This is a genomic window from Amycolatopsis sp. NPDC006125, from assembly GCF_040614195.1.
GTDB lineage: Bacteria > Actinomycetota > Actinomycetes > Mycobacteriales > Pseudonocardiaceae > Amycolatopsis_E > Amycolatopsis_E tucumanensis.
Map to the genome: position 1 here is coordinate 52,949 of NZ_JBEXTZ010000013.1, position 22,385 is coordinate 75,333.

Annotated in this window: 23 protein-coding genes; 15 read left to right on the top strand and 8 right to left on the bottom strand. The window is 72.7% G+C overall.

Features of this window, described 5'->3' with window-relative positions; all coding sequences use genetic code 11:
• Window positions 1-26: 26 nt before the first annotated feature.
• Complete coding sequence (locus ABZ193_RS09555; RefSeq protein WP_020416369.1) at window positions 27-377, top strand: rhodanese-like domain-containing protein; 351 nt, start codon at window positions 27-29, stop codon at window positions 375-377.
• A gap of 53 nt (window positions 378-430) precedes the next feature.
• Entirely contained in the window at window positions 431-1,303 is an 873-nt protein-coding gene (locus ABZ193_RS09560; protein WP_020416370.1) for a DUF4328 domain-containing protein, read from the top strand.
• Window positions 1,304-1,377: 74 nt separating this feature from the next.
• On the opposite strand, the gene ABZ193_RS09565 is transcribed toward ABZ193_RS09560, so the two are convergent.
• Entirely contained in the window at window positions 1,378-2,532 is a 1,155-nt protein-coding gene (locus ABZ193_RS09565) for a cytochrome P450 (RefSeq protein ID WP_020416371.1), read from the bottom strand.
• A gap of 78 nt (window positions 2,533-2,610) precedes the next feature.
• On the opposite strand from ABZ193_RS09565, the gene ABZ193_RS09570 reads away from it, so the two are divergent.
• From ABZ193_RS09570 to ABZ193_RS09585, 4 genes are all read left to right on the top strand, one after another.
• Window positions 2,611-3,486, top strand: a complete 876-nt coding sequence (locus tag ABZ193_RS09570; RefSeq protein ID WP_020416372.1) for a DUF5926 family protein — start codon at window positions 2,611-2,613, stop codon at window positions 3,484-3,486.
• Window positions 3,486-3,836: a DUF952 domain-containing protein gene (locus tag ABZ193_RS09575; RefSeq protein ID WP_020416373.1), complete on the top strand. Its 351-nt coding sequence runs from the start codon at window positions 3,486-3,488 to the stop codon at window positions 3,834-3,836. The genes ABZ193_RS09570 and ABZ193_RS09575 overlap by 1 nt, the downstream gene beginning before the upstream one ends.
• A gap of 157 nt (window positions 3,837-3,993) precedes the next feature.
• A complete protein-coding gene (locus tag ABZ193_RS09580; RefSeq protein WP_020416374.1) occupies window positions 3,994-4,497 on the top strand; it encodes a SigE family RNA polymerase sigma factor in 504 nt (167 codons plus the stop codon).
• Window positions 4,494-5,306 carry a hypothetical protein gene (locus tag ABZ193_RS09585; RefSeq protein WP_020416375.1) on the top strand — a complete coding sequence of 271 codons (813 nt, stop codon included), beginning with the start codon at window positions 4,494-4,496 and terminating at the stop codon, window positions 5,304-5,306. Before ABZ193_RS09580 ends, ABZ193_RS09585 begins: the two co-directional genes overlap by 4 nt.
• Window positions 5,307-5,362: 56 nt before the next feature.
• Here the strand turns inward: ABZ193_RS09585 and ABZ193_RS09590 are convergent, their stop codons facing one another.
• The 3 genes from ABZ193_RS09590 to ABZ193_RS09600 form a co-directional block, all read right to left on the bottom strand.
• Window positions 5,363-5,911 (bottom strand): ferritin, encoded by a 549-nt coding sequence (locus tag ABZ193_RS09590; protein ID WP_020416376.1) that lies wholly within the window; start codon window positions 5,909-5,911, stop codon window positions 5,363-5,365.
• A gap of 130 nt (window positions 5,912-6,041) precedes the next feature.
• Window positions 6,042-7,229 carry an arginine deiminase gene (locus tag ABZ193_RS09595; protein WP_027935604.1) on the bottom strand — a complete coding sequence of 396 codons (1,188 nt, stop codon included), beginning with the start codon at window positions 7,227-7,229 and terminating at the stop codon, window positions 6,042-6,044.
• Between the two features lie 50 nt (window positions 7,230-7,279).
• The gene (locus ABZ193_RS09600) at window positions 7,280-8,044 is read right to left on the bottom strand and encodes a CPBP family intramembrane glutamic endopeptidase (RefSeq protein WP_020416378.1); all 765 of its coding nucleotides are present in this window, start codon (window positions 8,042-8,044) and stop codon (window positions 7,280-7,282) included.
• A gap of 60 nt (window positions 8,045-8,104) precedes the next feature.
• Between ABZ193_RS09600 and ABZ193_RS09605 the strand changes: the two genes are divergently transcribed.
• Window positions 8,105-8,563 (top strand): PPOX class F420-dependent oxidoreductase, encoded by a 459-nt coding sequence (locus ABZ193_RS09605; RefSeq protein ID WP_020416379.1) that lies wholly within the window; start codon window positions 8,105-8,107, stop codon window positions 8,561-8,563.
• On the opposite strand, the gene ABZ193_RS09610 is transcribed toward ABZ193_RS09605, so the two are convergent.
• Window positions 8,560-9,351 (bottom strand): DUF2470 domain-containing protein, encoded by a 792-nt coding sequence (locus ABZ193_RS09610; protein WP_020416380.1) that lies wholly within the window; start codon window positions 9,349-9,351, stop codon window positions 8,560-8,562. The two genes, ABZ193_RS09605 and ABZ193_RS09610, sit on opposite strands and share 4 nt — an antisense overlap.
• Window positions 9,352-9,447: 96 nt before the next feature.
• On the opposite strand from ABZ193_RS09610, the gene ABZ193_RS09615 reads away from it, so the two are divergent.
• The 4 genes from ABZ193_RS09615 (at window position 9,448) to ABZ193_RS09630 (ending at window position 13,110) form a co-directional block, all read left to right on the top strand.
• Window positions 9,448-10,473 carry a hypothetical protein gene (locus tag ABZ193_RS09615; RefSeq protein WP_020416381.1) on the top strand — a complete coding sequence of 342 codons (1,026 nt, stop codon included), beginning with the start codon at window positions 9,448-9,450 and terminating at the stop codon, window positions 10,471-10,473.
• A 37-nt stretch (window positions 10,474-10,510) separates the two neighbouring features.
• On the top strand, window positions 10,511-11,551 hold the full coding sequence (locus ABZ193_RS09620; protein ID WP_354709535.1) for a hypothetical protein: 1,041 nt from the start codon (window positions 10,511-10,513) through the stop codon (window positions 11,549-11,551).
• Between the two features lie 69 nt (window positions 11,552-11,620).
• Window positions 11,621-12,475: a hypothetical protein gene (locus ABZ193_RS09625; protein WP_269462683.1), complete on the top strand. Its 855-nt coding sequence runs from the start codon at window positions 11,621-11,623 to the stop codon at window positions 12,473-12,475.
• Window positions 12,475-13,110, top strand: coding sequence for a helix-turn-helix domain-containing protein (locus tag ABZ193_RS09630; RefSeq protein ID WP_020416384.1), 636 nt, complete (start codon window positions 12,475-12,477; stop codon window positions 13,108-13,110). The genes ABZ193_RS09625 and ABZ193_RS09630 overlap by 1 nt, the downstream gene beginning before the upstream one ends.
• On the opposite strand, the gene ABZ193_RS09635 is transcribed toward ABZ193_RS09630, so the two are convergent.
• Window positions 13,107-14,258 carry an NAD(P)/FAD-dependent oxidoreductase gene (locus tag ABZ193_RS09635; protein ID WP_020416385.1) on the bottom strand — a complete coding sequence of 384 codons (1,152 nt, stop codon included), beginning with the start codon at window positions 14,256-14,258 and terminating at the stop codon, window positions 13,107-13,109. The genes ABZ193_RS09630 and ABZ193_RS09635 overlap by 4 nt on opposite strands.
• Window positions 14,259-14,344: 86 nt before the next feature.
• On the opposite strand from ABZ193_RS09635, the gene ABZ193_RS09640 reads away from it, so the two are divergent.
• Complete coding sequence (locus ABZ193_RS09640) at window positions 14,345-14,911, top strand: TetR/AcrR family transcriptional regulator (protein WP_020416386.1); 567 nt, start codon at window positions 14,345-14,347, stop codon at window positions 14,909-14,911.
• Here ABZ193_RS09640 and ABZ193_RS09645 read toward each other — a convergent pair.
• Both ABZ193_RS09645 and ABZ193_RS09650 read right to left on the bottom strand, forming a co-directional pair.
• Window positions 14,908-15,495: a TMEM165/GDT1 family protein gene (locus ABZ193_RS09645; protein WP_027935606.1), complete on the bottom strand. Its 588-nt coding sequence runs from the start codon at window positions 15,493-15,495 to the stop codon at window positions 14,908-14,910. The two genes, ABZ193_RS09640 and ABZ193_RS09645, sit on opposite strands and share 4 nt — an antisense overlap.
• A 110-nt stretch (window positions 15,496-15,605) precedes the next feature.
• Entirely contained in the window at window positions 15,606-16,478 is an 873-nt protein-coding gene (locus tag ABZ193_RS09650; protein ID WP_354709537.1) for an NmrA family NAD(P)-binding protein, read from the bottom strand.
• A 160-nt stretch (window positions 16,479-16,638) separates the two neighbouring features.
• Here ABZ193_RS09650 and ABZ193_RS09655 point away from each other — a divergent pair, with 160 nt between their 5' ends.
• From ABZ193_RS09655 to cydD, 3 genes are read left to right on the top strand one after another with little or no spacing between them, the layout of a single operon-like run.
• Window positions 16,639-18,120: a cytochrome ubiquinol oxidase subunit I gene (locus ABZ193_RS09655; protein ID WP_354709538.1), complete on the top strand. Its 1,482-nt coding sequence runs from the start codon at window positions 16,639-16,641 to the stop codon at window positions 18,118-18,120.
• Between the two features lie 9 nt (window positions 18,121-18,129).
• Window positions 18,130-19,137, top strand: a complete 1,008-nt coding sequence (gene cydB / locus ABZ193_RS09660; RefSeq protein ID WP_354709539.1) for a cytochrome d ubiquinol oxidase subunit II — start codon at window positions 18,130-18,132, stop codon at window positions 19,135-19,137.
• The gene (gene cydD, locus ABZ193_RS09665) at window positions 19,134-22,382 is read left to right on the top strand and encodes a thiol reductant ABC exporter subunit CydD (RefSeq protein ID WP_354709541.1); all 3,249 of its coding nucleotides are present in this window, start codon (window positions 19,134-19,136) and stop codon (window positions 22,380-22,382) included. The genes cydB and cydD overlap by 4 nt, the downstream gene beginning before the upstream one ends.
• Window positions 22,383-22,385: the final 3 nt, after the last annotated feature.

A 22,385-nucleotide genomic window follows, 5' to 3' on the forward strand; every position in this document is an offset into this window, starting at 1 on the left:
CAGTTGATGGGTGCGCGTGCCAGTATGTGAACGTGCAACCAGGTGACATTCCGACCGCGTCCGTCTCCGAACTGCCCGCGGACGGGCTGGTGTTGCTGGACGTGCGCGAACAGGACGAGTGGGATGCCGGCCACGCCCCCGGCGCGGTCCACATCCCGCTCGGCGAGCTGCCCGCGCGCACCGACGAACTGGCCCAGCTGCCCGACGACCAGCCGCTCTACGTGGTGTGCCGCACCGGCGGCCGCTCCGCGCGGGCCGCGGCGTGGCTCAACGCGAGCGGCTGGGACGCGATCAACGTGGCGGGCGGCATGAAGTCCTGGGAGACCGAGGGCCGCCCGGTCGTCGGCGAGCACGACGGCCCGCCCGAGGTCCTGTAGGTCCCATGCACCCGACCCCGAGGCCGTACCGCCCCCGACCGCGTGTCAGCTGGGTGGCGAACCCTCCACCGGGTGCGATCCGTCCCCGGCCGGCGCGCCCGGCCGAGCGCTACGACGGCCCGCCGTCGTACCACGTGCCGCCGCGCTGGGGTTTTCCGCACCTGGCGTGGCGGGTGCCGACGGCGGTGCCCGGCACCCCGTCCGGCTATCCGAGCCCGGTCGAGCGTGTGCGGGTGCTGCACCGCAATGCCGTGACGATCCTGTGGTTCCTCGCCGGGCTGGCCGCGGTCGCGGCGGGTGCCGAGTTCTGGCGTTACGCGCTGCTGGTGATGAGCCGGTCGACGGCCCTGCACGCGGCGACCGTGGCGTTCTCCGACGCGCTGGAGATCATCGCGTCGCTGCTGACCGTGGTGTTCGGGCTGATCGCCGTCGCCGCGACGCTGTGGTGGCTGCTGGTCGCCCGCAGTGCCGCCGCGGAAGCCGCCGGACAGGAACCGGCCCGCTCGACGCGCGAGGTGGTCGCCGGGGTGCTGGTGCCGGGGGTGAACCTGGTGATGGCGGGCTCCATCCTCGCCGAACTGGAGCACCTGGTGCTCGGCCGCGAGCCGGACCGCCGCCCCCGCCCGTCGCGGCTGGTGCTGGCCTGGTGGGCGGCCTGGGTGGTCAACGAGGTGCTGATGGTGCTGGTCATCGGGTGGCGCTTCAAGGACGGCGTGCAGGCGATGGCGGACGGCGTGCTGCTGACCGGCCTGCTGAACACCGCGGCCGCCGTGCTGGCCGGACTGACCGCGGTGCTGGTGTACCGCCTGACGACGCTGCTGGCGCCGGTCCGCACCGACCGGCTGCGCCCACTGCAGGTGCGATCCGTGAAGGGCGCCCCGGCCCCGGAGCTGCGCACGGCACGCCCCACCGGCGCGGCGCGCTGATCTGGGCTGCCGCTCCGCCGGACGTGCGCCGCCCCTCGCGCGGATCCCGGGACCGGCCGCGAAAGCGCGGCTCGCTAGACCGTCACCGGCAGGTTCTTCAGCCCCCGGATCACGAACTCCGGTCGGCGCTCCGGCTCACCCGCCAGGCGCAGGCCCGGCAACCGCTTGGTCAGCGCGACCAGCGCCGCCGCGATTTCGATCCGGGCGAGCGGCGCGCCGATGCAGTAGTGGATCCCCGCGCCGAAGCCCAGGTGCGTGCCGTCGCTGCGGGCGACGTCCAGCGTGTCCGGCTCGGCGAACACCTCCGGGTCCCGCGCGGCCGCGCCGAGCAGCGCGGCGATCTTCTCGCCCTTCGCCACCCGGAAGCCCGCGATCTCCACGTCCTCGGTCGCCGTGCGCTCGAACAGCTGCAGCGGCGAGTCGAAGCGGATCAGCTCCTCCACCGCGGCCGGCATCAGGCCCGGGTCGTCCACGAGACGCTGCCACTGGTCCGGGTGCCGCAGCAGGGCCCAGACCCCGTTGCCGATCACGTTGACCGTCGCCTCGTGTCCGGCCATCAGCAGCAGCACCGCGGTGGCCACCACCTCGTCCTCGGTGAGCTCGGCCCGCAACAGGTCCGTGATCAGGTCCTCGCCCGGCTCCCGGCGGCGCCGCTCGGCCAGCTCGCGCAGGAACTCGACGAACTCGGTCGCCGCCCGCTCGGCCGCCACCCGGCCCTCCTCGGGCAGCCCGTACTCGTACATCTTCACGATCGCGTTCGACCACGGCACCAGCCGCGGCCGGTCGGCCTCCGGCACGTCCAGCAGCTCGGAGATCACCGCGACCGGCAGCGGCTGCGCGAGCGCGTCCAGCAGGTCGGCCGACCCGGCCTCGGCGATCCCGGCCACCAGCTCGTCCGCCAGTCGCATCACCGTCGGCCGCAACCGCTCGACGTGCCCGCGCCCGAACGCCGACGAGATCGACCGGCGCAGCCGTGTGTGCACCGGCGGCTCGTTCTCCAGCAGCGAGTTGCGGTGCAGCAGGTTGAACGACACGAACTGCTCGGCCGGGCTCGCGTCGGTCCAGATCCGGCCCAGCCCGCGGTGCCGCAGCACCGCCGACGCCGCCGCGTGGGACACCGCGATCGCCAGGCCCAGCCCGTCGTGCTGGTGCACCGGCGCCTGCGCGCGCAGGCGGGCGAACTCCGGGTACGGGTCGGCGAGGAAGGCGGGGTCACGGGGATCGAACACGACCCGAGCCTAATCCCCCGATCCGGCGGGCCGTGCCCGGTTCGGTAGCGTCTGCGGCCTGTAGTCCGAGGAGGCGAGATGGGCAAGGGCGCGCGCAAGCGGGGTCCGAAGAAGGACAAGGCACCGAAGGTCCGCGAAGTGTTCGTGGGGCAGCCGTTCGAGGGGCTGGCCGCCGAGCCGGAGCTGATCGCGCTGCGCGAGTTCGTGCCGTCGGCCACCGCGCCGCTGTCCCTTGTGGACGCGGGCGAGCGGCAGATCACGCTGGCGACCGTGCTGCCGATGGCCGCGGCCGCGTTCGTGCGCACCGACGGCGAGGTGTTCGTCGGGCTCCAGGTGCAGACCCGCTCCAGCGACGTGAGCCGCGACCTGGGCCGCGCGATCCGCTGGGCGCTGACGGCCGAGCCGGGCGACGTGCTGCCGGTGCCGGACACCACGAGCCCGCCCGCCGATGGCGAGCGCCTGCAGGACCTGCTGGTGGCCGACGCCGAGCTGGACGTCACCCTGCACTCGAACTTCGACTGGTGGCTGCCCGAGGACACCGACCCCAGCGGCGAGGTCAAGGTCTCGCTGGAGCGGGCCAACGAGGCGATCATGCCGACCGAGCGCCTGGGCACCGGCTCCTACTGGGTACTGGCCGGCGAGAAGGCGCACCTGCGCTGGGTCCGGCCGGAGCCGGAGGGCCGCCTGATGCAAGCGCTTGCGCGCCTGTCCGCGGCCGGTGAGCTGTCACTCGGCGAGGGCTCCCGCTACGCGGGGTCGTTCCGCGCGCACGGCCTGCTGGTGCCGGTGTGGGACCTGGACCCGGAGGCGCACGCTCGCGAGTGGGCCGAGCCTGCCGAGCAGCTGGGCGCCCGCCTGGAGGAGGCCCTGAAGTCGGTCGACGCCGAGCCGCTGACCGCCGCCGAGCGCCGTGCGCGCGACGGCTTGGTCGGCAGGCAGCTGACGCTCCGCTAGTGATCCTGCACCTCTGCGCGGCCACGGACTGGACGGGCGCGGACTACCGCGCCCCGTCCCTGGACACGGTCGGCTTCATCCACTGCTCCGACCCGGGCACGGTGGCGATCCCGGCGAACGCGCTCTACCGCGGCCGCACGGACCTGGTGCTGCTGGAGATCGACCCGGCGCGGCTGGACGTCCCGCTGCGCTGGGAGGCCGGCGACCCGCCACACCCTGACGGCATCCTGTTCCCGCACGTCTACGGCCCGATCCGCGCCGAAGCCGTGGTGGCCGTGCACCCCTTCCCGCCGAACGCGGACGGCGCCTTCGAGCTGCCCGCACGCCTCGCGCAACGAGACCCACGCTGAGGCGTCCACCTCAGAGCGCGCCGGACAACCTGAGGGGGCCGTCATGCGTGGACTCGGCGAAGGGGTAAGACACACGGTCGAGGGAGGCGATACGGTGACCTCGGCCGCGTCGGCCATCGCCTGGGGAGGCGGCCGCGCGGCGGGGAGGGGGTCAGCGGTGAGCGAGGAGCTGGCGGACTTCGGAGAGTTCGTCCAGGCGAGCCTGCCCGGGCTGCTCCGATACGGCCACGCGCTCACCGGCAACCCGCACGACGCAGCCGACCTGGTGCAGACCGTGCTGGAGAAGATCGGCTCCCGCTGGACCCACGTGCAACGCAAGACGGCCGACCCGCTGGCCTACGTGCGCCGTGCGATGGCGAACGCGCACATCAGCCGCTGGCGGCGCCTGAAGCGGGAGAGCCTGGTCGCCGACCTGCCCGAGCAGCGCACCGCCGAACCGGTGGACCCGTTCGAGCACGAGCCGCTGTGGCAGGCCCTGCGCGAGCTGCCGCCGCGCCAGCGCGCGGTGATCGTGCTCCGCTACTACGAGGGCCTGTCCGAGGCCGAGATCGCCGCGTCGCTCGGCGTCAGCGCGGGCACGGTCAAGAGCCAGGCCAGCAAGGCGATCGCGACGCTGCGGACCAAGATCGGTTCGATCTCCGGAGGGAGGGACGACTGGTGAACCCCGACGACGAGCTCGGCGACGAGCTGCGGCGGTTGTTCGACGACGACCGGCTGGCGATCACGCCCGCGCCGGGCGCCGAGAGCGCCATCGTCCGCGGCGCCCGCCGTCGCCGTCGCCGCCGCACCGCCGTCGCCGCCTCCGGGGGTGTCCTCACCGCCGCCCTGCTCGTCACCGCCGGTCTCGTCGCCGAGCGCCACGACCCCGGCGTCCACCAGGCCGCCCAGCCCACGACCACCGCCCCCACGACGACCTCGGAAGCGCCCGGGCCGGTCGTGGTGCCGCCGTCGTTCTCCGAACTGCCCACCCAGCCGCCCCCGCCGTCGTCGACCACCACGGTCCTGCCCGCGCCGCCGCCGGCCGGCACGTCCACGCCTGCGCCGTCGAGCAGCAGCCGCACGACCGTGCGCCCCGAGCCCGCGGCGGTGGTGCTCGGCCCCACCGGCTACGGACCGTTGCGGCTGGGGATGACCTTCGACGAGGCCAAGGCGACCGGGCTGCTCGCCGACGCCGGTACGGCGCCTGCCGAATGCACCACCTACCGGCTCACCGAAGGCACGGCGAACGTCGCGTCGGTGACGATTTCGCCGACCGGGGGAGTGGTGGTCTTCACCGCGACCGGCGCGCGCACTCCGGAAAAGGTGGGCACCGGTTCCACGGTGACCGAACTGAGGAATGCCTATCCTGATCTGACGGCCGGTGCGGGGAATTACAGCGCCGCCGCCGGATCGGGCGCCAACTACACGTTTTACGTCGATTCCGCGGAAACCGTCGTGCACTGGGAACTGGTCGCCCCGCCCGGCTGCTGACGCGAAAGAGCCCGGGCCGCGGCCCGGGCTCTCGTGCGCTCCGCGGTATGGCGGTCCTACAGGGCGCCACCGGCGACCGGCGGCATGTCGGAGGCGCCGTCGTCGCCGACGGACTCGCGGGCCAGCCAGGTCTCCACCTCGAACATGTTGCCGTTGGCGCGCTTGACCACGTTGACCAGTGTGGACATCTGCGACACCTCCTCGACCTGCTCCTTGAGGAACCACTGGAGGAACTGCTCGCCCTGGTAGTCGTCCTCGGCGCGGGCGGCCTTCATCAGGGTGCGGAAGTCGGCCGTGACCTCCTTCTCCTGCTCCAGCGCGAGCTCGACCAGTTCGAGCGGCTCCGCGAAGTCGTTGCGGACCTCGCCGGTGGGCGGGATGTCCACGTGGTGATCGGTGTCGATCAGGTACTGCACGATCGCCAGCGCGTGGTTCCGCTCCTCCACCGCCTGGCGGTAGAAGTGCTTGGCCAGCTGGGGCAGGTCCGCGTTGTCGAACCAGACCGCCAGCGCCACGTACTGCTGGGAAGCGTGGAACTCGTTCTGCACCTGCTGCTGCAGGAGCTCGTAGAACTTGGAGCGCGGTTCTTTCTTCAGCATCGCCATGACTCAAGAATAGGCCATTTTGCTGATCGTTAACCCCTTGGCCCTGGTGATTCCGATTTCGTTTGGGTAGGCTTACCGAGATTAGGAAGTACTTATTTAGGACGTACTAATTCAGCTTAGCCTTTCCTAATTACCCGATCGGGTCACGGACAACGGGACAGGACATGCAACGCGGCCCGCCCCGGCCGGAGCCCAGCTCGGAACCGGCGATGGCGAGCACCTCGATGCCGGCGTCCGCCAGCCGCGCGTTGGTCTCCACGTTGCGTTCGTAGCCGACCACCACACCGGGCGCGAGCGCCAGCGTGTTGTTGCCGTCGTCCCACTGCTCGCGTTCCGCGGTCACCGGGTCCAGCCCGGTGTCGATCACCCGCAGCTTCTCGATGCCCATCGCCTCGGCCGCCGCGTGCAGGAACGGCTCCGGGCCGTCCACGCGCAGCGAGCCGTCGCCGTCCGGGCGCAGCGTGAAGGCCACCAGCTCGTCGCGGGCCAGCGGGTACATCACCACGGCGTCCGGCGCGACCATCGTGCAGACGGTGTCCAGGTGCATCGTGGCTCGGGCCTGTGCGATCGGGACCGCGAGCACGGTGTGGGCGATGTCGTCGGCGAACAGCGAGCGCGCCAGCGACTCCGCGCCTGCGGCCGTGGTGCGCTCGCCGATGCCGACGGCCAGCACGCCCGGCGCGAGCAGCAGCACGTCGCCACCCTCGACCGGCGCCGAGTGGGCGCCGTACGCGCGCGAGGCGTGGGAGAACCGCGGGTGGTAGGCGTAGACGAGGTCGAGCAGCGCGGTCTCGCGGCGGCGGGCGGGCATGGCCAGCGACGAGATCGCCACCCGGTCGCCGATCCACACCGACGAATCGCGGGTGAACAGCAGGTTCGGCAGCGGGTCGACCGCGAAGTCGTGCGGGTGGTGGATCTTGCGCACCAGCGACGCGCCATCGGCGGCGGGCAGCTCCTCGAACGTCAGCCCGGCCATCAGGACCTCGGCCAGGGTGGCGGCGTCCACACCGGACAGGTGCGAGCGCAGCGCGTCCCCCAGGTCCTCGCCGAGGCGCCGGTCGTCGACCGCGGCGTGCACCCCGGCGGCGTGCGCGCGCGGATCGGTGAGCGCCTCGCGCAGCACCTCGGCCAGCAGGAGCACCTCGACGCCGCGGCCGCGGAGCACCTCGGCGAACGCGTCGTGCTCCTCCTGGGCGCGGCCGACCCACGGGATCGAGTCGAACAGCAGCTTGTCGTTGTTGCGCGGGGTGAGCCTCGTGAGCTCGTTGCCCGGCCGGTGGAGCAGGACGGCGCGCAGCGGCCCGACCTCGCTGTCCACCCTGGGGGTTTTGGTGGTCACGCGCTGAGCGTAGTGCGCTGAGTGCCTGTTCAGGGCAGCCAGCTGACGTGTCCGCGGAGCAGCGAGTACCCGACGAACGAGACCACGTCGAGCAGGGTGTGCGCGACGATCAGCGGCACCAGCCGGTTGGTCCGCTGCCACACGCGGCCGAACACCAGTCCCATCACCAGGTTGCCGACGAACCCGCCGAAGCCCTGGTAGAGGTGGTAGGACCCGCGCAGCACGGCGGCGGCGAACAACGCGGTGTTCTCGCGCCAGGCCAGCTGCCGCAGCCGGGTCAGCAGGTACCCGACCACCAGGACTTCCTCGGCGAAGGCGTTGCCGAACGCGGACAGCGTCAGCGCGATCGGGCGCCACCACGTGTCGTCCAGCCGGGACGGGACGACGGCGAGGTTGAAGCCGAGCTGCCAGCCGACGAAGTACAGCACCAGCCCGGGGATGCCGATCAACGCCGCCAGCCCCGCGCCCCAGAGCACGTCCCGGCCGGGGCGGGTGCGGTCCAGGCCCACCTCGGCCAGCTTCATCCCGCCGCGCCACAGCAGGTACGCGCCGAGCGCGCCCCACCCGACGAGCTGCACCGCGGACAGCAGCTGGGCGAGCAGGTCCAGCAGGTCGGCGGCGCGCTGCGGGACGTTCAGCGCGACCTGCTGGTCGGACAGCGGCTCGGGCTGCAGGAGCGAGTCGATCAGCGACAGCAGGCTGCGCGCGCCGGACAGGCCGAGCGTGATCGAGAAGACGACCACCAGCTCGATCTTCAGCCGCCGCGCGGTCCCGGCGTCCACGGGTTCGGGCATCGCGGGACGTTCGGGGCGGAGCCAGGAGCTGAGCACGTCCGCACGCTACCGTCTGGAGACATGGCCAAGATTGCGACCGCTGACCGCGTCGACCGCGCCGAACTGCTGGAGTTCCTCCGCCCCCGGCACCGCGCGATCCTGATGACCACCCGCGCCGACGGCACGCCGCAGCTGTCGCCCGTCACCGCCGGGATCGACCCCGAGGGCCGGTTCGTCGTGGCGACCTACCCGCAGCGCGCCAAGACCCGCAACGCCCGCCGCGACCCGGCCGTTTCGGCGTGCGTGATCTCCGACGACTGGAACGGGCCGTGGGTGCAGTTCGACGGCACGGCCGAGGTGCTGGACGTGCCCGAGGCGGTCGAGCCGCTGGTGGAGTACTTCCGGTCGATCTCGGGCGAGCACCCGGACTGGGACGAGTACCGCGAGGCGATGGTCAAGCAGAACAAGAGCCTGATCCGCGTGACGATCGAGCGGTGGGGACCGATCGCCACCGGCGGTTTCCCGCCGGAGCTCGGCTAGGGCTGCACGCGCACCTGGTTCCGCGCCAGGAACGGGCAGCCCACCAGGCGCCGCAGCTCGGTGCTGAGCTGGGCGGGGCTGTGCACCGGCTTGGCGAAGGCCAGGCGCACGTCGTGGTCGCCGTCGCCGGACTCGACCCGCAGCCGCAGCCCGAACTGGTCCAGGCCGAGCGGGCGGATCCGGCCGCCGCGCAGCTCCTCGGGGATGTGCCGGGCGAGCTGGCCGACGACGTCGGCGTGGTCGGTCTCCAGGTGCCGCAGCCAGCCGGACTCGTAGCCGGCGAACGGGTCCGGCGCGGCGGCGGAGAACAAGTGCGGCCGCAGCGAGTGGGTGCCCTCGGCGTCGGCGAGGACGAGCGAGGCCGGCGTGAGCCGCAGCAGGCTCAGGCCGTGGCCGAGGTCCAGCAGGCGCGGATCGGGCCGCGTCTCGGCGATGGACAGTGCCCTGGCGCGGGCCGACTCCGGGCTGAGGTGCCGCAGCCAGCCGGTGATCCAGAGCAGCCCGCGGATGGGTTCCCGCAGGTCGACGGGCGCGTGGTCGGCGAGTTCGAACACGACGGCCAGCTCGCCGCGGTCCGCCTCGCGGGTGCGGGTCAGCAGCGGGTGGTCGTCCGGCAGCAGGACGCTGACGCTGCCGCTCGGGTGGACGTGGTGCAGTTCGGGCACCACGCGGTCGCTGCCGGTCGGATCGCCCGCGGTCGGCAGCAGCGCGCCGGGGCCGTTCCGCACGGCGATGGTCTTCGCACGCTCGGCGGGGCTGGGTGCGGGCGGACGTCGGATCTCGGTCACTGGCCACCACCTCCTACTTAGGTGAGCCTAACCTGAGTGACGGAGGAAGGGAAGTGGATCAGTAACGTTCCCCGTTGCCACTCCGACTGGCGGACCGTGGAATTCACCCGGCAGCGTGTCTACGAGCCGCACCTCGGCGAACCGGCGGCGACCGATCCACTCGAGGTCGAGATCGTCGAGAAGACCCGTGGTCGTCTGATCACGTCGAGCGTGTTCTACGCCTTCCCGGTCGCACTGGCGGTCCTGTTCCGGCTCACCGGTCCCGCGGTCTGGACGGTGACCGCGGTGTTCACCGTGCTGGCGGCGTTGTCGGTGTGGACGCTGGCCTGCCGGACCCGGCCGCTGGGCCGGCTGCTCCGGATGCCCGCCGTCGTCCTGACGCCGGGGCCGGGGCACCTGCTGGTGTCGGGCCGGACGGTGAGCATCGCGTTGCCCGGGCCGCAGCCGCGCTGGGTCGTCGCGCGGATGCCCCGCTCGAAGCGGCTCCTGCTGGCGCGCGAGCGCCGCGTGTTCATGCTCGGGCCGGACGCGCGCGGCCGGCTCGTGTTGCGGGTCCCGGGCAGCATCATCGGGCAGTTCGGCCGCGTGCGGACCGCACCCGCGCCCGGCTCCCGGGCGCCCGACGAGGTCGCACCGGACGCGGTGGTGATCGCGTTCGTCCGTGAACTCCGGCTCCGGGCGGCGCTCGTGTCCACGGCCTTTCTGGTCGCCGGCGCGTTCGTGTGGGTGCTCACCGAAGCGGGCGCGGAGGCGTTCGGCTTCCCGCGCCCGAACGGCGTGACGGCCGTGTTCTGCGTGGCCTACGCGTTGCTCGGGGTCGCCCGGCCGCTGCAGGTGCGGAGCATCGCGCGGGCGGTGCGCACCCAGCCGTGGACCGAACTCGGCGTCACCCTGGACACGCCGGTCGAACCACAAGCCACGGGCACCGGGAACACGATGGGGCGGGTGACCCTGCCGGACGGGCGGGTCGCGCGGGTCCGGTTCGGCCGCCAGCCGCTCGACCTCCTGGTCAACGTGCGCGAGACGCAGCGGCTGTGGGTGCTCGGCGCACCGGAGCGGGGCCGCAAGCTCGCGGCCGGGGTGCCCGGTCACCCGGTGCTCGGCCAGGTCCGGTTGGACTGACGGGTAACGCCGGTGGCCGCTTGATCGACTCGGAGGTGTGGAACCCACCCAGGAGCGCGTCCTCGTCCACGAGCCGCGCCACGGCGAACCGGCCGCGGCGGACTCGCTCGACGTCGAGATCGTGACCAAGCAGCGCAACCGCCTGATCAACTCGATGGTCGTCTACGTGATGGCGGGCGCTGCGGTGGTGGCGCTGGACCCCGGCCCGCTCTCGGCCGGCTTGGCGACGATCCTCGCCGCGGTCACCGTCGCGCAGCTGTGGCTGCTGTTCTTCCGGGTGCTGCCCTGCCGGAGGCTGCTCGCGCACCCGGTGGTCCTGCTCACCCCCGGCCCCGGGCAGTTGCTGGTGGCCGGGTCGAAGGTCAGCGTCGCGCTGCCCGGTCCCGAGCCGCGGTGGCTGGTCGTGCGGCTGCCTGCGTCGAAGCGGGTCCTGCTGGCCGGGTTGCGGCGCCTCTACTTCATCGGCCCCGACCCGCGCGGCCGCGTGCTCGTCGGGTTGCCGGGCGGGATCAACGGCCGGTTCGGCCGCATCCGGACGGCACCCGAGCCGGGCTCGGTGGAATCGGCCGAGCAGCCGCGGCCGATGGTGGCGGCCCTGCGGGACCCGGTGGTGACCACGTTCCTGCGCGAGGTCCGGCAGCGGTCGTGGGGGATGGCGGGGTCTTTCGTGCTGCTGGCCGCCGGGATCTGGGCGCTGGGCAACCTCGCCTCCGACCTGCCCGGCACCCGCACGTTCACGATGATCCTCGCGGTCGTCTACGCCGTGACCGGGCTGCTGATGCCGGTCCGCGTCGCCACCCTGTCCTCGGCCGTGCGCGAGCAGCCCTGGCAGGAACTGCACGCCACGCTCGACACCGCGATCACGCCGGGCACCTCGGGCGCGGTCGGCAAAGCCACCGGCCGCGTGATGCTCCCCGACGGCGAAGCGGTGGTCCGGTTCCCGCGGGTGCCGCTCGACCTGCTGGTCAACGTGCGCGACACGCAGCGCCTGTGGGTGCTCGGCGTGCCGGAGCGGGGCCGCCGGGTGGTGGCCGGGCTGCCCGGGTATCCCGTTCTCGCGGTGGTGAACCTCCGGTGAACTGTCCGGGGGGCGTACGCGTTTGTCCGGTTCCCGTACGCTACTAGCGTGTCCCATGTGTCAAGCGCTGTGGAACTCACGCCCCCCGGCCCCCGCGGAATTCCGCCCCTCTTCGCGCGGCTCGTAGACGACTCGGCGCTCTTCCCGCCCGGAACGGCCACCATGCCGGACGCGCTGCGGAACTACCTGGCCGGCCGCGAGGGCGACCACGCGGGCCTGCTCGGTGTGTTCCTGTGCCAGGCCTCCCGCCTGCCGGAGCTGATCACCGAGCTGATCAAGATCAAGCCGAAGCAGCCGCTGCCGCTGTCGCTGATCATCGACACCGGTCTCGGCGGCGTGCCGAAGGCGATCTCGATCGTCGAGTCCCGCAGTGAGCTGCTGTCGCTGCGCATGGTCGAGATGCCGGCGCCCTCGGACGTCGACGAGGTGTGGCTGGAGCGCGTCTCGGAGTTCGTGCCGGAGGACGTGATCCGCGTGGTCGAGCCGCGGCGCGGGGTCGGCTGGCTGGACGGCGTGCGGCGGGTGATCGAGCACGGCAGCTGGCCCAAGATCCGCTGCGGCGGCCAGTCCAGCGAGAACTTCCCCAGCGTCGACGAGGTCGCCGACTTCCTCGCCGTCCTGTCCGGCTCGCCCGGCGCCTCCTTCAAGGCCACCAACAGCCTGCACCGCGCGGTCCGGCACGACGACCCGGACAACGGCATCGCCCACCACGGCTTCCTGAACCTGCTCGTCGCGGTGGCGCGCAGCCTGTCCGGCGGGGACGTCCGCGAAGCGCTCGCCTCCACCGACGGCGAGGCACTCGCCGCGGAGGCGAAGTCGCTGTCCGAGCCCGCCGCGAAGGCGGTGCGCGCGCTCTTCGCGTCCTACGCCTGCGACAGCTTCGAGGCTCCGGTCGCCGACCTCGAGGCGCTCGGCCTGCTGTAGTGAGCGCCGAAGGCTCGCTGACCCTCGACCGCGGCCTCGCATTGCTGCAGGCCGTGGCCGACGCCGACGGTGACGCGGCGACGATCTCGGAGCTGGCGACCGCGATCGGCGCCAGCCGCGCGGCGGTCTACCGGCTGCTGGTGCCGCTGTCCGCGCGCGGCCTGGTGTGGCGCGACGGCAGCAAGGTCCGGCTGGGCATCGGCGTGCTGCGGCTGGCCGGTCAGGTCGTCCCGCAGCTGCGCGAGGCGGCCCGACCGGCTCTGCGCGAGCTGGCGGAGAAGGCCGGCGCGACCGCCTACCTGTCGATCGCCGAGGGTGATCTGGTCGAGCCGGTCGTCACGGTGGAGCCGTCGTGGACCGATTTCCACGTGTCCTACCGGGTCGGCGCGCGCCACCCGATCGGTGTCGGCGCGGCCGGGAAAGCGCTGACCCTGCGTCGCGGCAGTCGCGGCTGGGCGGCGGTCACCGGCGAACCACAGCGCGGAACCTCGGGTGTCGCCGCGCCGGTGCGGGGCGTGCCAGGCCTGCGCGCGGCGGTCGGGGTGATCGCGCTGGGGCCGCTCAACGCGGACGCGGTGGGCCCCCAGGTGGTGGCGGCCGCCGCCGCGGTCGCCGAGGTCCTGCGCGGGGACTAACGGGTGCGGCGGTACTCGGCGGCCGCTGCCTCGTACTGCCGGTGCTCGGCCTCGTGGTCCGGCGCGTCGTCCGGGTCGGCCGAGGTGACGAACTCCTGAAGCGCCTGGTTGGCGCCCACCGCGAGTTCACCGGCCCGCGCGAGCATGCCCTTCTCGTAGCGGGTGATCGCGGCGTCCAGGGTGGGCTCCGCCGCGATCGCGTGCGCCAGTTCCGCGCCGTCGAGCAGGGCGAGGTTCGCGCCGAACCCGCCGAACGGGGCCATCACGTGCGCCGCGTCGCCGAGCAGGGTCACGCCCGGGGTGTGCGGCCAGGTCATCGGCGCGGGCAGGACGTGGATCGGCCGCTCGACGACGGCGTCCCAGTCGGTCAGCGCAGGCCGGAAGACGCCGGCCCAGTGGGCGAACTCGCCGAGCAGGAAGCGCTTCAGCGCCTCGGGGTCGTGCAGCGCGATGCGGTCGCCGCGCACGACCAGGTAGCCGCGGATGTGGCCGTTGCTGTTGCGCTGCAGGATGATGCCGTGCCCGTCGCCGTCGTTGGCGAACATCTGCCCGGGGCCGGTCAGCGCGGCGACGCCGGGGTGGCGGGTGTCGACGTCGTCGAAGCGGACGTCGAGGAAGCTGACGCCGGTGTACTGCGCGGTGGCGTCGGTGACCAGCGGCCGGACCCGGGACCAGGCGCCGTCGGCGCCGATCACCAGGTCGGTCTCGGTGGCCGAGCCGTCGGCGAACTCCAGCCGGTGCCTGCCCCCGCCGAGCGGTTCCGCGCGCGCCAGCTTGTGTCCCCAGTGGACGGTGCCGGGTTCGACGTGCGCCGCCAGCAGCGCGCGCAACTGGCCGCGGTCGATCTCCGGGGCGGCGAGGTCGTCGTCGGCGGGCACGAAGGCCTTGATGACCGTGCCGTGGTGGTCGAGCCGGCTCCCGGCCTGTGACTCGGGGCGGGACAGCGCCAGGAACTCGTCCAGCAGCCCGGCGTCGGACATGGCGATCTGCCCGGTGTCGGCGTGCAGGTCGAGGCTGCCGCCCGCGTCCCGGGCGTCCACGGCGGCGTCGGCGTCGTACACGGTGACCTCGATGCCGTGGCGCTGGAGGACGCGGGCGCAGAGGAGGCCGCCGGGGCCGGCTCCGATGATCGCGATTCGTGCAGTCATGGTTACTTCTCCTATCTACTGAACGGGCGGTCGGTCAGTGAATAGGCTAGCTGAACGGGCGGTCGGTCAGCAACTAGACTGGGCGCATGGCCACGAGGGAGGACCGGCGCAGCGGCGCCGAGACGCGAGCCGAGATCCTGCGCGTCGCGCTGCGGTTGTTCATCGAGAAGGGGTACGAGGGCACCTCGACCAGGGACATCAGCACCGCGCTCGGCATCACGAAGTCGGCGCTCTACTACCACTTCCCGAGCAAGGAGGCGATCGTCACGAGCCTCCTGACCGAACGCCGGAAGGAGCTGGCCGAGCTGGTCGAGTGGATCCGCGCGCAGCCGGCGTCACCCGATCTGGTGCGTCGCGCCGCCCTGCGCTGGATCGACGGCACGACGCCCGAGCGGCTCGACGGCATGCGGCTGATGCACGCCAACGGTCCCGTGCTGCGGAACCTGCTCGACGACGGCACCGACGTGCGATCGGAGTTCGAGCAGGTCGTCGACCTGCTCGTGCCCGGCGACGCGACCCCGGCCGACCGGCTGCTGGTGTGGATGGCGTTCGACACCGTGGGTGCCGCGCTGCTGTCCGCTCAGCGGACGGACGCGAGCCGCGAGGACGTGCTGGCCGCGGCCCGCCGGGCCACGATCGCGTTGACCGCCTAGACGAACGCCTGCACGACCGCCAGCAGCGCGAACACCGCGAACGCGAACCCGGCGATGCGCTGCAGCAGCTTCGGCTTGAGCCGGCCGCGTACCTTGTGCCCGATGAACACCGCGACCGCGGCCACCGTGATCAGCGCGAGCAGCGAGCCGGCGCCCACCATCAGCGGATGGCCGTACCGGGCGCTCAGCCCGGCGGTCGCCAGCTGGGACGCGTCGCCCCATTCGGCGGCGAACAGCACGCCGAACGAGGTGGCGGCCGAGCGCAGGAAGGTCACCGGCTTCACGCCCTGCCGGGCCGCGTCCTCGCCGCTCTCGTCGGCCGTCGAGAAGCCCTCGCGCAGCAGCAGGAAGGCCCCGAGCCCGAACAACGCGGCGACGACCGCCGCGACCAGGCTCTCCGGCAGCAGCGTCAGCGCGCGGCCGAAGAGCACCGCGATCGTGGATTGCACGGCGAACGCCAGGGAAACCCCGACCAGGACCGGCCACGCGCGGAAGCGGGTGGTCAGCACGAGGGTGGCGATCATCGTCTTGTCCGGCAGCTCCACGGCCAGGACAAGGACGTACGCGCTGAGCAGTGCCAGCAGTGCGGTACTCACGGTGATTTCCACTCCCCTTTCACTGCAACGATAAAGGGGAGCTCCGGCAATTACCAGCAGATCGGTTTCGCGAATTGCCGGTTTTCGGTTCGCCAGAATTATTTCTGGCTCGGGCGCAGATTTTTCTTCGTTGCGCCGAAACCTGCCTTGAGCTGGGCAGAACCGGTCCGCTCCAGCCACTGGGCGAAGGTCGTCAGCGCTGGTAGGAGCGCTCGTAGCGCGGCGATGTCGACGGGCGGCTCGGGGTTGTTGTTGAGGTATTCGTAACCCTGGGCGAAGCGTGGATTCACGCGGCGCAACTCGTCGATCGGGAGCTGTTCGTAGGGCACTGTGACGCCGATCGCCGCGCTGATGGCGGCGGCCACCTCGCCCGGGGTCAGCGCGTCCCCGGCGAGGGTCAGCGTGCGACCGTCGAGCCGCCCCGCGAACCCGTCCGCGGCGAACGCGGCGATGTCGTCCAGTGCGATCAGCTGCTGCCGGACGTGCGGCGCGAGCGCGGTCCGCAGAGCGCCGTCCCGCAGGCCGAACAGCGGGTTCAGGTAGTTCTCCATGAACGACGACGGCCGCAGGATCGTGTACGGCATCCCGCTCGCCGCCAGGTGCTGCTCGACCTCCCACTTCGCTGCCTGGAACACGTCGGCCGCGAGGGCCGAGCTGTAGACCAGGCGCCGTACGCCGGCCCGCCGCGCGACGTCGATGAGCAGTTTCCCGGCGCGGACCTCGTCCTGTCCGGGCGCCAGCGGTCCGGGGTGCACGCTGAACACGCCGTAGGCGCCCGCCACCGCGGCGGCCACCGAAGCCTCGTCTTCCAGGTCGCCGCGCACCACCTCGGCGCCCGCCGCCGCCAGGTCCTGGGCCCGTGCCGGGTCGCGAGTGAGCGCCCGCACCCGCCAGCCGTCGGCCAGCAGCCGCCGCGCGACCGCCCCGCCCTGCTGCCCGGTGGCTCCGGTGACCAGTACCAGCTCGTTCATGACTTCCTCCAGAAGCGGGGCGACCGCCCCGGCTAATCCGGAAGATACGGAACGATCGCCCCGCTTGTCAAAGCCGTGTCGGTGACCGGGACCTAGGTCCCGGCAAGATCAGGACCCCGGGACCTGATGCCCGGCGAGGGAACAGAGCAGTCTGAATGACGTGGACGTGCTCCAGCTGGCGCGGTGGCAGTTCGGGATCACCACCGTCTACCACTTCCTCATGGTCCCGCTCACCATCGGACTGTCGGTCCTCGTCGCGGGGATGCAGACCGCCTGGGTCCGCACCGGTGAGCAGCGCTACTACAAGATGACCAAGTTCTGGGGGAAGCTCCTGCTGGTCAACTTCGCCATGGGCGTGGTGACCGGCATCGTCCAGGAGTTCCAGTTCGGGATGAACTGGAACGCCTACTCCCGCTTCGTCGGTGACGTGTTCGGGGCGCCACTGGCGATGGAGGGCCTGGTCGCCTTCTTCGTCGAGTCGACGTTCCTCGGCCTGTGGATCTTCGGCTGGGACCGGCTGCCGAAGAAGGTGCACCTGGCCTGCGCCTGGGCGTTCTCGCTGGCCACGATCGCCTCGGCGTACTTCATCCTCGCCGCGAACTCGTGGATGCAGCACCCGGTCGGCGCCGAGATCGTCGACGGCAAGCCGACGCTCAACTCGATCTGGGCGGTGCTCACCAACAACACCGCGCTCGCCGCGATCCCGCACACCATCGCCGGCGCGTTCTCGGTCGCCGCGGCGTTCCTCGTCGGCATCGCCGCCTGGCACCTGTGGCGCAAGCGCAAGACCGACGACGAGCACCGCGCGGTGTGGCGGTCGTCGATCCGCCTCGGCGGCTGGACCGGGATCGTCGCGTTCGCCGTGCTCGCCATCACCGGCGACGTCCAGGGCAAGCTGATGTTCGAGCAGCAGCCGATGAAGATGGCCTCGGCCGAGGCGCTCTGCCACACCGAGCAGCCGGCCAGCTTCTCGATCATCGCGATCGGCGACGTCACCTCGGAGAACTGCGAGGACGTCAAGACGTTCAACGTGCCCGCGCTGCTGTCCTTCCTGGCGCACAGCGACTTCACCACCGAGGTCAAGGGCGTCCAGGACCTGGTGACCGAGTACCAGGCGCGCTACGGCACGAACTACCCGGACGACCCGGCGCTCGGCGAGCTGGCGGGCAAGCCGATCGACTACGTGCCGAACCTCCCGGTGACCTACTGGGGCTTCCGGATCATGATCGGCTTCGGCGCGATCTCGGCGGGCACCGGGCTGCTGGCGCTCTGGCTGACGCGCAAGAACAAGATTCCGGACACCAAGTGGTTCCCGCGACTGGCGCTGCTGAGCATCGCGACGCCGTTCATCGCGAACAGCGCGGGCTGGATCTTCACCGAGATGGGCAGGCAGCCGTTCGTCGTGGTGCCCAACCCGTCCGGTGTGGACGGTGTCTGGATGTTCACCGCGCAGGCCGTGTCGCGGATCTCCACCGGTGAGGTGTGGACCTCGCTGATCGCGCTGACCACCCTGTACGCCGTGCTCGGCGTGGTCGAGGTGTTCCTGATCCGCAAGTACGTGCGCGGCGGCATCGAGGGCGTCATTCCGCCCAAGACCGATCACGACCAGGAGGGCAAGGATGAGCTTGCCTTCGCCTACTAGGGAACGGCCATGACCCTGGAAACCATCTGGTTCTGCATCATCGTGCTCTTCTGGCTGGGGTACCTGTTCCTGGAGGGCTTCGACTTCGGCGTCGGCATGCTGCTGCCGATCCTCGGCCGCGACAACACCGAGCGGCGGGTCATGATCAACACGATCGGCCCGGTGTGGGACGGCAACGAGGTCTGGCTGATCGTCGCGGCGGGCGCGATGTTCGCCGCCTTCCCGGGCTGGTACGCGTCGTTGTTCTCGGCCACCTACCTGCCGTTGCTGCTGGTGCTGCTGGCGCTCATCGGCCGCGGCGTCGCGTTCGAGTACCGCGGCAAGGTCGACTCGGAGCGCTGGCGGCGCAACTGGGACCGAGTCATCATGATCGGCTCGTGGGTTCCGCCGCTGGGCGTCGGGCTGATCCTGACGACCACGATCCTCGGGCTGCCGCTCGACGAGCACGGCAACCGGATCGGCGGCGCGTTCGAGTCGGTCCGCTGGGACACGCTGCTCGGCGGGCTCGCCGTCGTCGGGTTCGCCCTGGTGCACGGCGCGGCGTTCCTGGCCCTGAAAACCGCGGGCGACCTGAGGGAACGGGCGCGGCTGTTCGCCATCCGCGCGCTGCCGGTCGCGTTGGTGCCGCTGTTCGCCCTGCTGGCGGTCGTCCAGTGGCGCGAGGGTGCACTGTGGACACTCGTCGCGCTCGGCGTCGCGGCGGTGGCCGCGGTGGTCGCCTGGCGCAAGCTGGTGGCGGACCGGGACGGGCAGGCCTTCGCCGCGCTCGGCGTCACGATCGCCGCGGCCGTGGTCACCCTGTTCGGCGCGCTCTACCCGGACGTGCTGCCCTCGACGCTCGACCCGGCGAACTCGCTGACCGTCGCGGACACCGCGTCCAGCCCGTACACGCTCGAGGTGATCACCTGGGTCGGCGCGTTCGGCGCCCCGGCCGTGCTGGTCTACCAGGGCTGGACGTACTGGGTGTTCCGCAAGCGGATCAGCGCCGCCCACATCCCGCCGGTGCACACCCCATGAACTTTCCCGGACGCTCCGTCCTTCCCGCACCGGTGTCCACAACGGACACCACGCGTCCGGGAAAGGGTCCGCTCGGCGCGCTGCCCCTGTTGTCCGCGGCCGCGCGCCGGGCGCTCGCCCTCTCCGGTCTGCTCGCGCTCGGCAACGCCGCGGCGCTGGTCGCGCAGGCCTTCCTGCTGGCTTCGGTCTGCGCGGCGGTGGTCGCCGGGCACGGCGTCGGCGCCGGTCGACTGGCCGCCCTCGCCGGTGCCGTCGTCGCCCGTGCGCTGATCGCGTGGGCGCTGCGGGTGGTCGCCGCGCGCGCCGCGGCCGGGGCCAAGGAGGAACTGCGGGCGAAGGTCGTCGACCACGCGCTGCGGCTCGGTCCGGAGTGGATCGCGCGGCGCGGGCCGGGCGAGCTGACGACGCTCACCACCAAGGGCCTGGACGCGCTCGACGCCTACTTCACCGACTACCTGCCCGCGCTGGTCACCGCCGCGGTGGTGCCCCTCGGCGCGGGCGCGGCGGTGTTGTTCGCCGACTGGCCGTCCGCGGTGATCATCGCGCTGACCGTGCCGTTGCTGCCGATGTTCGCGATCCTCGTCGGCAAGTACACCGCCGACCGCTCGGCCGCCGCGAGCGACGCGCTGCAGCGGATGTCCGGCCACCTGCTGGAACTCGTGCGCGCGTTGCCGGTGCTGGCCGCGTTCCGCCGCGCGGAGGCGCAGGCCGAGGCGGTGCGGCGGGTGTCCGACAAGCACCGGCAGGCGACCCTGAAGACGTTGAAGGTCGCGTTCTCCTCGGCGTTCGTGCTGGAGCTGGCGGCGACGCTGTCGGTCGCGCTGGTCGCCGTGGTCATCGGCGTGCGGCTGGTCGGCGGCGACCTGTCGCTCGCGATCGGACTCGGCGTGCTGATCCTCGCGCCGGAGTGCTACCAGCCGCTGCGCGCGGTGGGCGCGGCTTTCCACGCCAGCGAGGACGGGGTCGAGGCGGTCCGCCGCGTCACCGACGTGCTCGCCGAACCGGTCACGCCGGAAGGCACCGCGATCCCCGGCCGCGGCGAGGTGCGGGTCGAGGGGCTGCGGGTGGCGCGCCGCGGCGGGTACGCGCCGGACGGCGAGACGTTCACGCTGCGGCCGGGCACGCTGACCCGGCTCGATTCGCCGAGCGGCGCCGGCAAGTCGACGACGCTCGCCGTCCTGCTGGGCTTCGTGCGGCCGTCCGCGGGGACGGTGCTGGTCGACGGTCTACCGCTGAGCGAGGTCGACATGTCGGCCTTCCGCCGGGACATCGCGTGGGTGCCGCAGAACCCGGCGTTCACCGGGGGCACCGTACGGGCCGAGCTGGACCTGGCGGTCGAGGAGCCGCCGGACCCGGTCGAGGTCGACGCGCTGCTCATCGAACTCAACCTCGCCGGCCTGGCCGACGCGCCGGTGCACGAGCTGTCCACCGGCCAGCGGCAACGGGTCGCGGTCGCACGGGCGCTGCTGCGGGTCCGGCACGGCGCCTGGCTCCTGCTGCTCGACGAGCCCACCGCGCACCAGGACGCCGCCAACGCCGCACTGGTCGACGCCGCCATCGCGTCGACACTGCCGCTGGGCACCGCGGTCCTCCTCGCCGCGCACCACCGGGACAACCACGTCGCGGTCACCCACGCGGTGGCACCCGCGCCGCACACCACGACCACCGCGGAGGCGCAGACACAGACGTTGCGCGGCGTGGTGAGCCGGCGGTTCCTCGGCGGCGCCGCGGTCGGCGCGCTCGCGTTGCTGGCCGGCGTGGCGCTGACCGCGACCTCGGGCTGGCTCATCGCCAAGGCCTCGTTCCAGCCGCCGATCCTGACGCTGACCGTCGCCGTCGTCGGGGTGCGTGCCTTCGGGCTCGGCCGCGCGGCACTGCGGTACCTGGAACGGCTGATCACGCACGACGCCGCGTTCCGCATCGCCGGGCAGCTGCGGGTCCGGCTGTGGCGCGGGCTGGTCCGGCTCGGGCCCGCCCGCGCGCTCGGCCTGCGGTTCGGCGAGGGGCAGCGGCGGCTGGTCGCCGACGTCGACACGGTCCGCGACCTGCTGCCGCGCGTGGTCACGCCGCCGCTGGTCGCGGTGCTCGTGCTGGCTGGGGCGATCGCCGTGCAGACGGTCCTGCTGCCGGCCGCCGGGCTCGTGCTCGCCGTCGCCGTGCTGGTCGGGGCCCTCGCCGCGCCCGCGCTCGCGTTGCGGCTGGAGCGCCGGGCGACCACCGTGCTCGCCGAGGGGCGCCGGACGGTGAGCGCCCGGGTGCTCGGCCTGTTCGAGTCGGCGGCCGAGCTGATCGTGTCCGGCGCGCACCGCAGGCGCCGCGCCGAGCTGGCGGAGGCCGATGAGCGGCTGGTGCACCAGGCGCGGCGCCAGGCCTTCGGAGCGGGCGCGGCCGACGCGTTGATCACGCTGGTGACCGGCGCGGCCGCGGTCGCCGGGGTCGGTCTGGCTGCGGGCTCCGGCATCGACCCGGTGCTCGCGCCCGTCCTGGCCCTGGTGCCGCTGGCACTGGCGGAGGTCCTCGCGACGCTGCCGCCGGTGGCCCAGCACTGGGACCCGCTGCGCACCTCGATGGCCCGGATCGCCGACGTCGAACGCGCGCGGCCGCAGCCGCCGGTGCCGACCGGGCCGATCGCGTTCGAGCACGCCGACATCGGCTGGACCGCACCGGTGCTGCGGGACGTCGACCTGCGCATCCCGGCCGGCGCGCACGTCGCCGTCGTCGGCCCGTCGGGCGCGGGCAAGTCGACGCTGCTCGCCGCGCTGCTCGGGTTCCTGCCCGCCCAGCGCGGAAGTCTCACCACCGCCGCCGAGGTCGCCTGGGCGCCGCAGGAACCGCAGCTGGTGTCCACGACCGTCGCGGAGAACCTGCGGCTGGCCGATCCGCACGCCGACGACGACCGGTTGCGCGAAGCCCTGCGCCTGGCCTGCCTGGACCTGCCGCTGGACACCGTGCTCGGCGGCGCGGGCAGCGGCCTGTCCGGCGGGCAGGCGCAGCGCCTCGCGGTCGCGCGGGCGCTGGTCGCGGCGCCGCACGCGGATCTCGTCCTGCTCGACGAGCCGACGGCGCACCTCGACGAGCCGACCGCCCGGCGGCTGTGGGCCAACCTGCGCGCGGCGCTGGCCGGCCGCACGGTCGTGCACGTGACCCACCACCCCGAGGAGGCGGCCGAGGCCGACCTGGTCGTCGAGGTGGGTGACGGGCGCGTCAGCGTGCGGGAGCCCGCCCTGGAAGGCGGCTACGCTTGACCC

Coding starts and splice junctions, on each gene's coding strand:
- ABZ193_RS09570 (WP_020416372.1), top strand. CDS start 2,611: ATGGGCAAGGGCGCGCGCAAGCGGGGTCCGAAGAAGGACAAGGCACCG.
- ABZ193_RS09590 (WP_020416376.1), bottom strand. CDS start 5,911: ATGGCGATGCTGAAGAAAGAACCGCGCTCCAAGTTCTACGAGCTCCTG.
- ABZ193_RS09600 (WP_020416378.1), bottom strand. CDS start 8,044: ATGCCCGAACCCGTGGACGCCGGGACCGCGCGGCGGCTGAAGATCGAG.
- ABZ193_RS09605 (WP_020416379.1), top strand. CDS start 8,105: ATGGCCAAGATTGCGACCGCTGACCGCGTCGACCGCGCCGAACTGCTG.
- ABZ193_RS09635 (WP_020416385.1), bottom strand. CDS start 14,258: ATGACTGCACGAATCGCGATCATCGGAGCCGGCCCCGGCGGCCTCCTC.
- ABZ193_RS09640 (WP_020416386.1), top strand. CDS start 14,345: ATGGCCACGAGGGAGGACCGGCGCAGCGGCGCCGAGACGCGAGCCGAG.
- ABZ193_RS09650 (WP_354709537.1), bottom strand. CDS start 16,478: ATGAACGAGCTGGTACTGGTCACCGGAGCCACCGGGCAGCAGGGCGGG.
- cydB (WP_354709539.1), top strand. CDS start 18,130: ATGACCCTGGAAACCATCTGGTTCTGCATCATCGTGCTCTTCTGGCTG.
- cydD (WP_354709541.1), top strand. CDS start 19,134: ATGAACTTTCCCGGACGCTCCGTCCTTCCCGCACCGGTGTCCACAACG.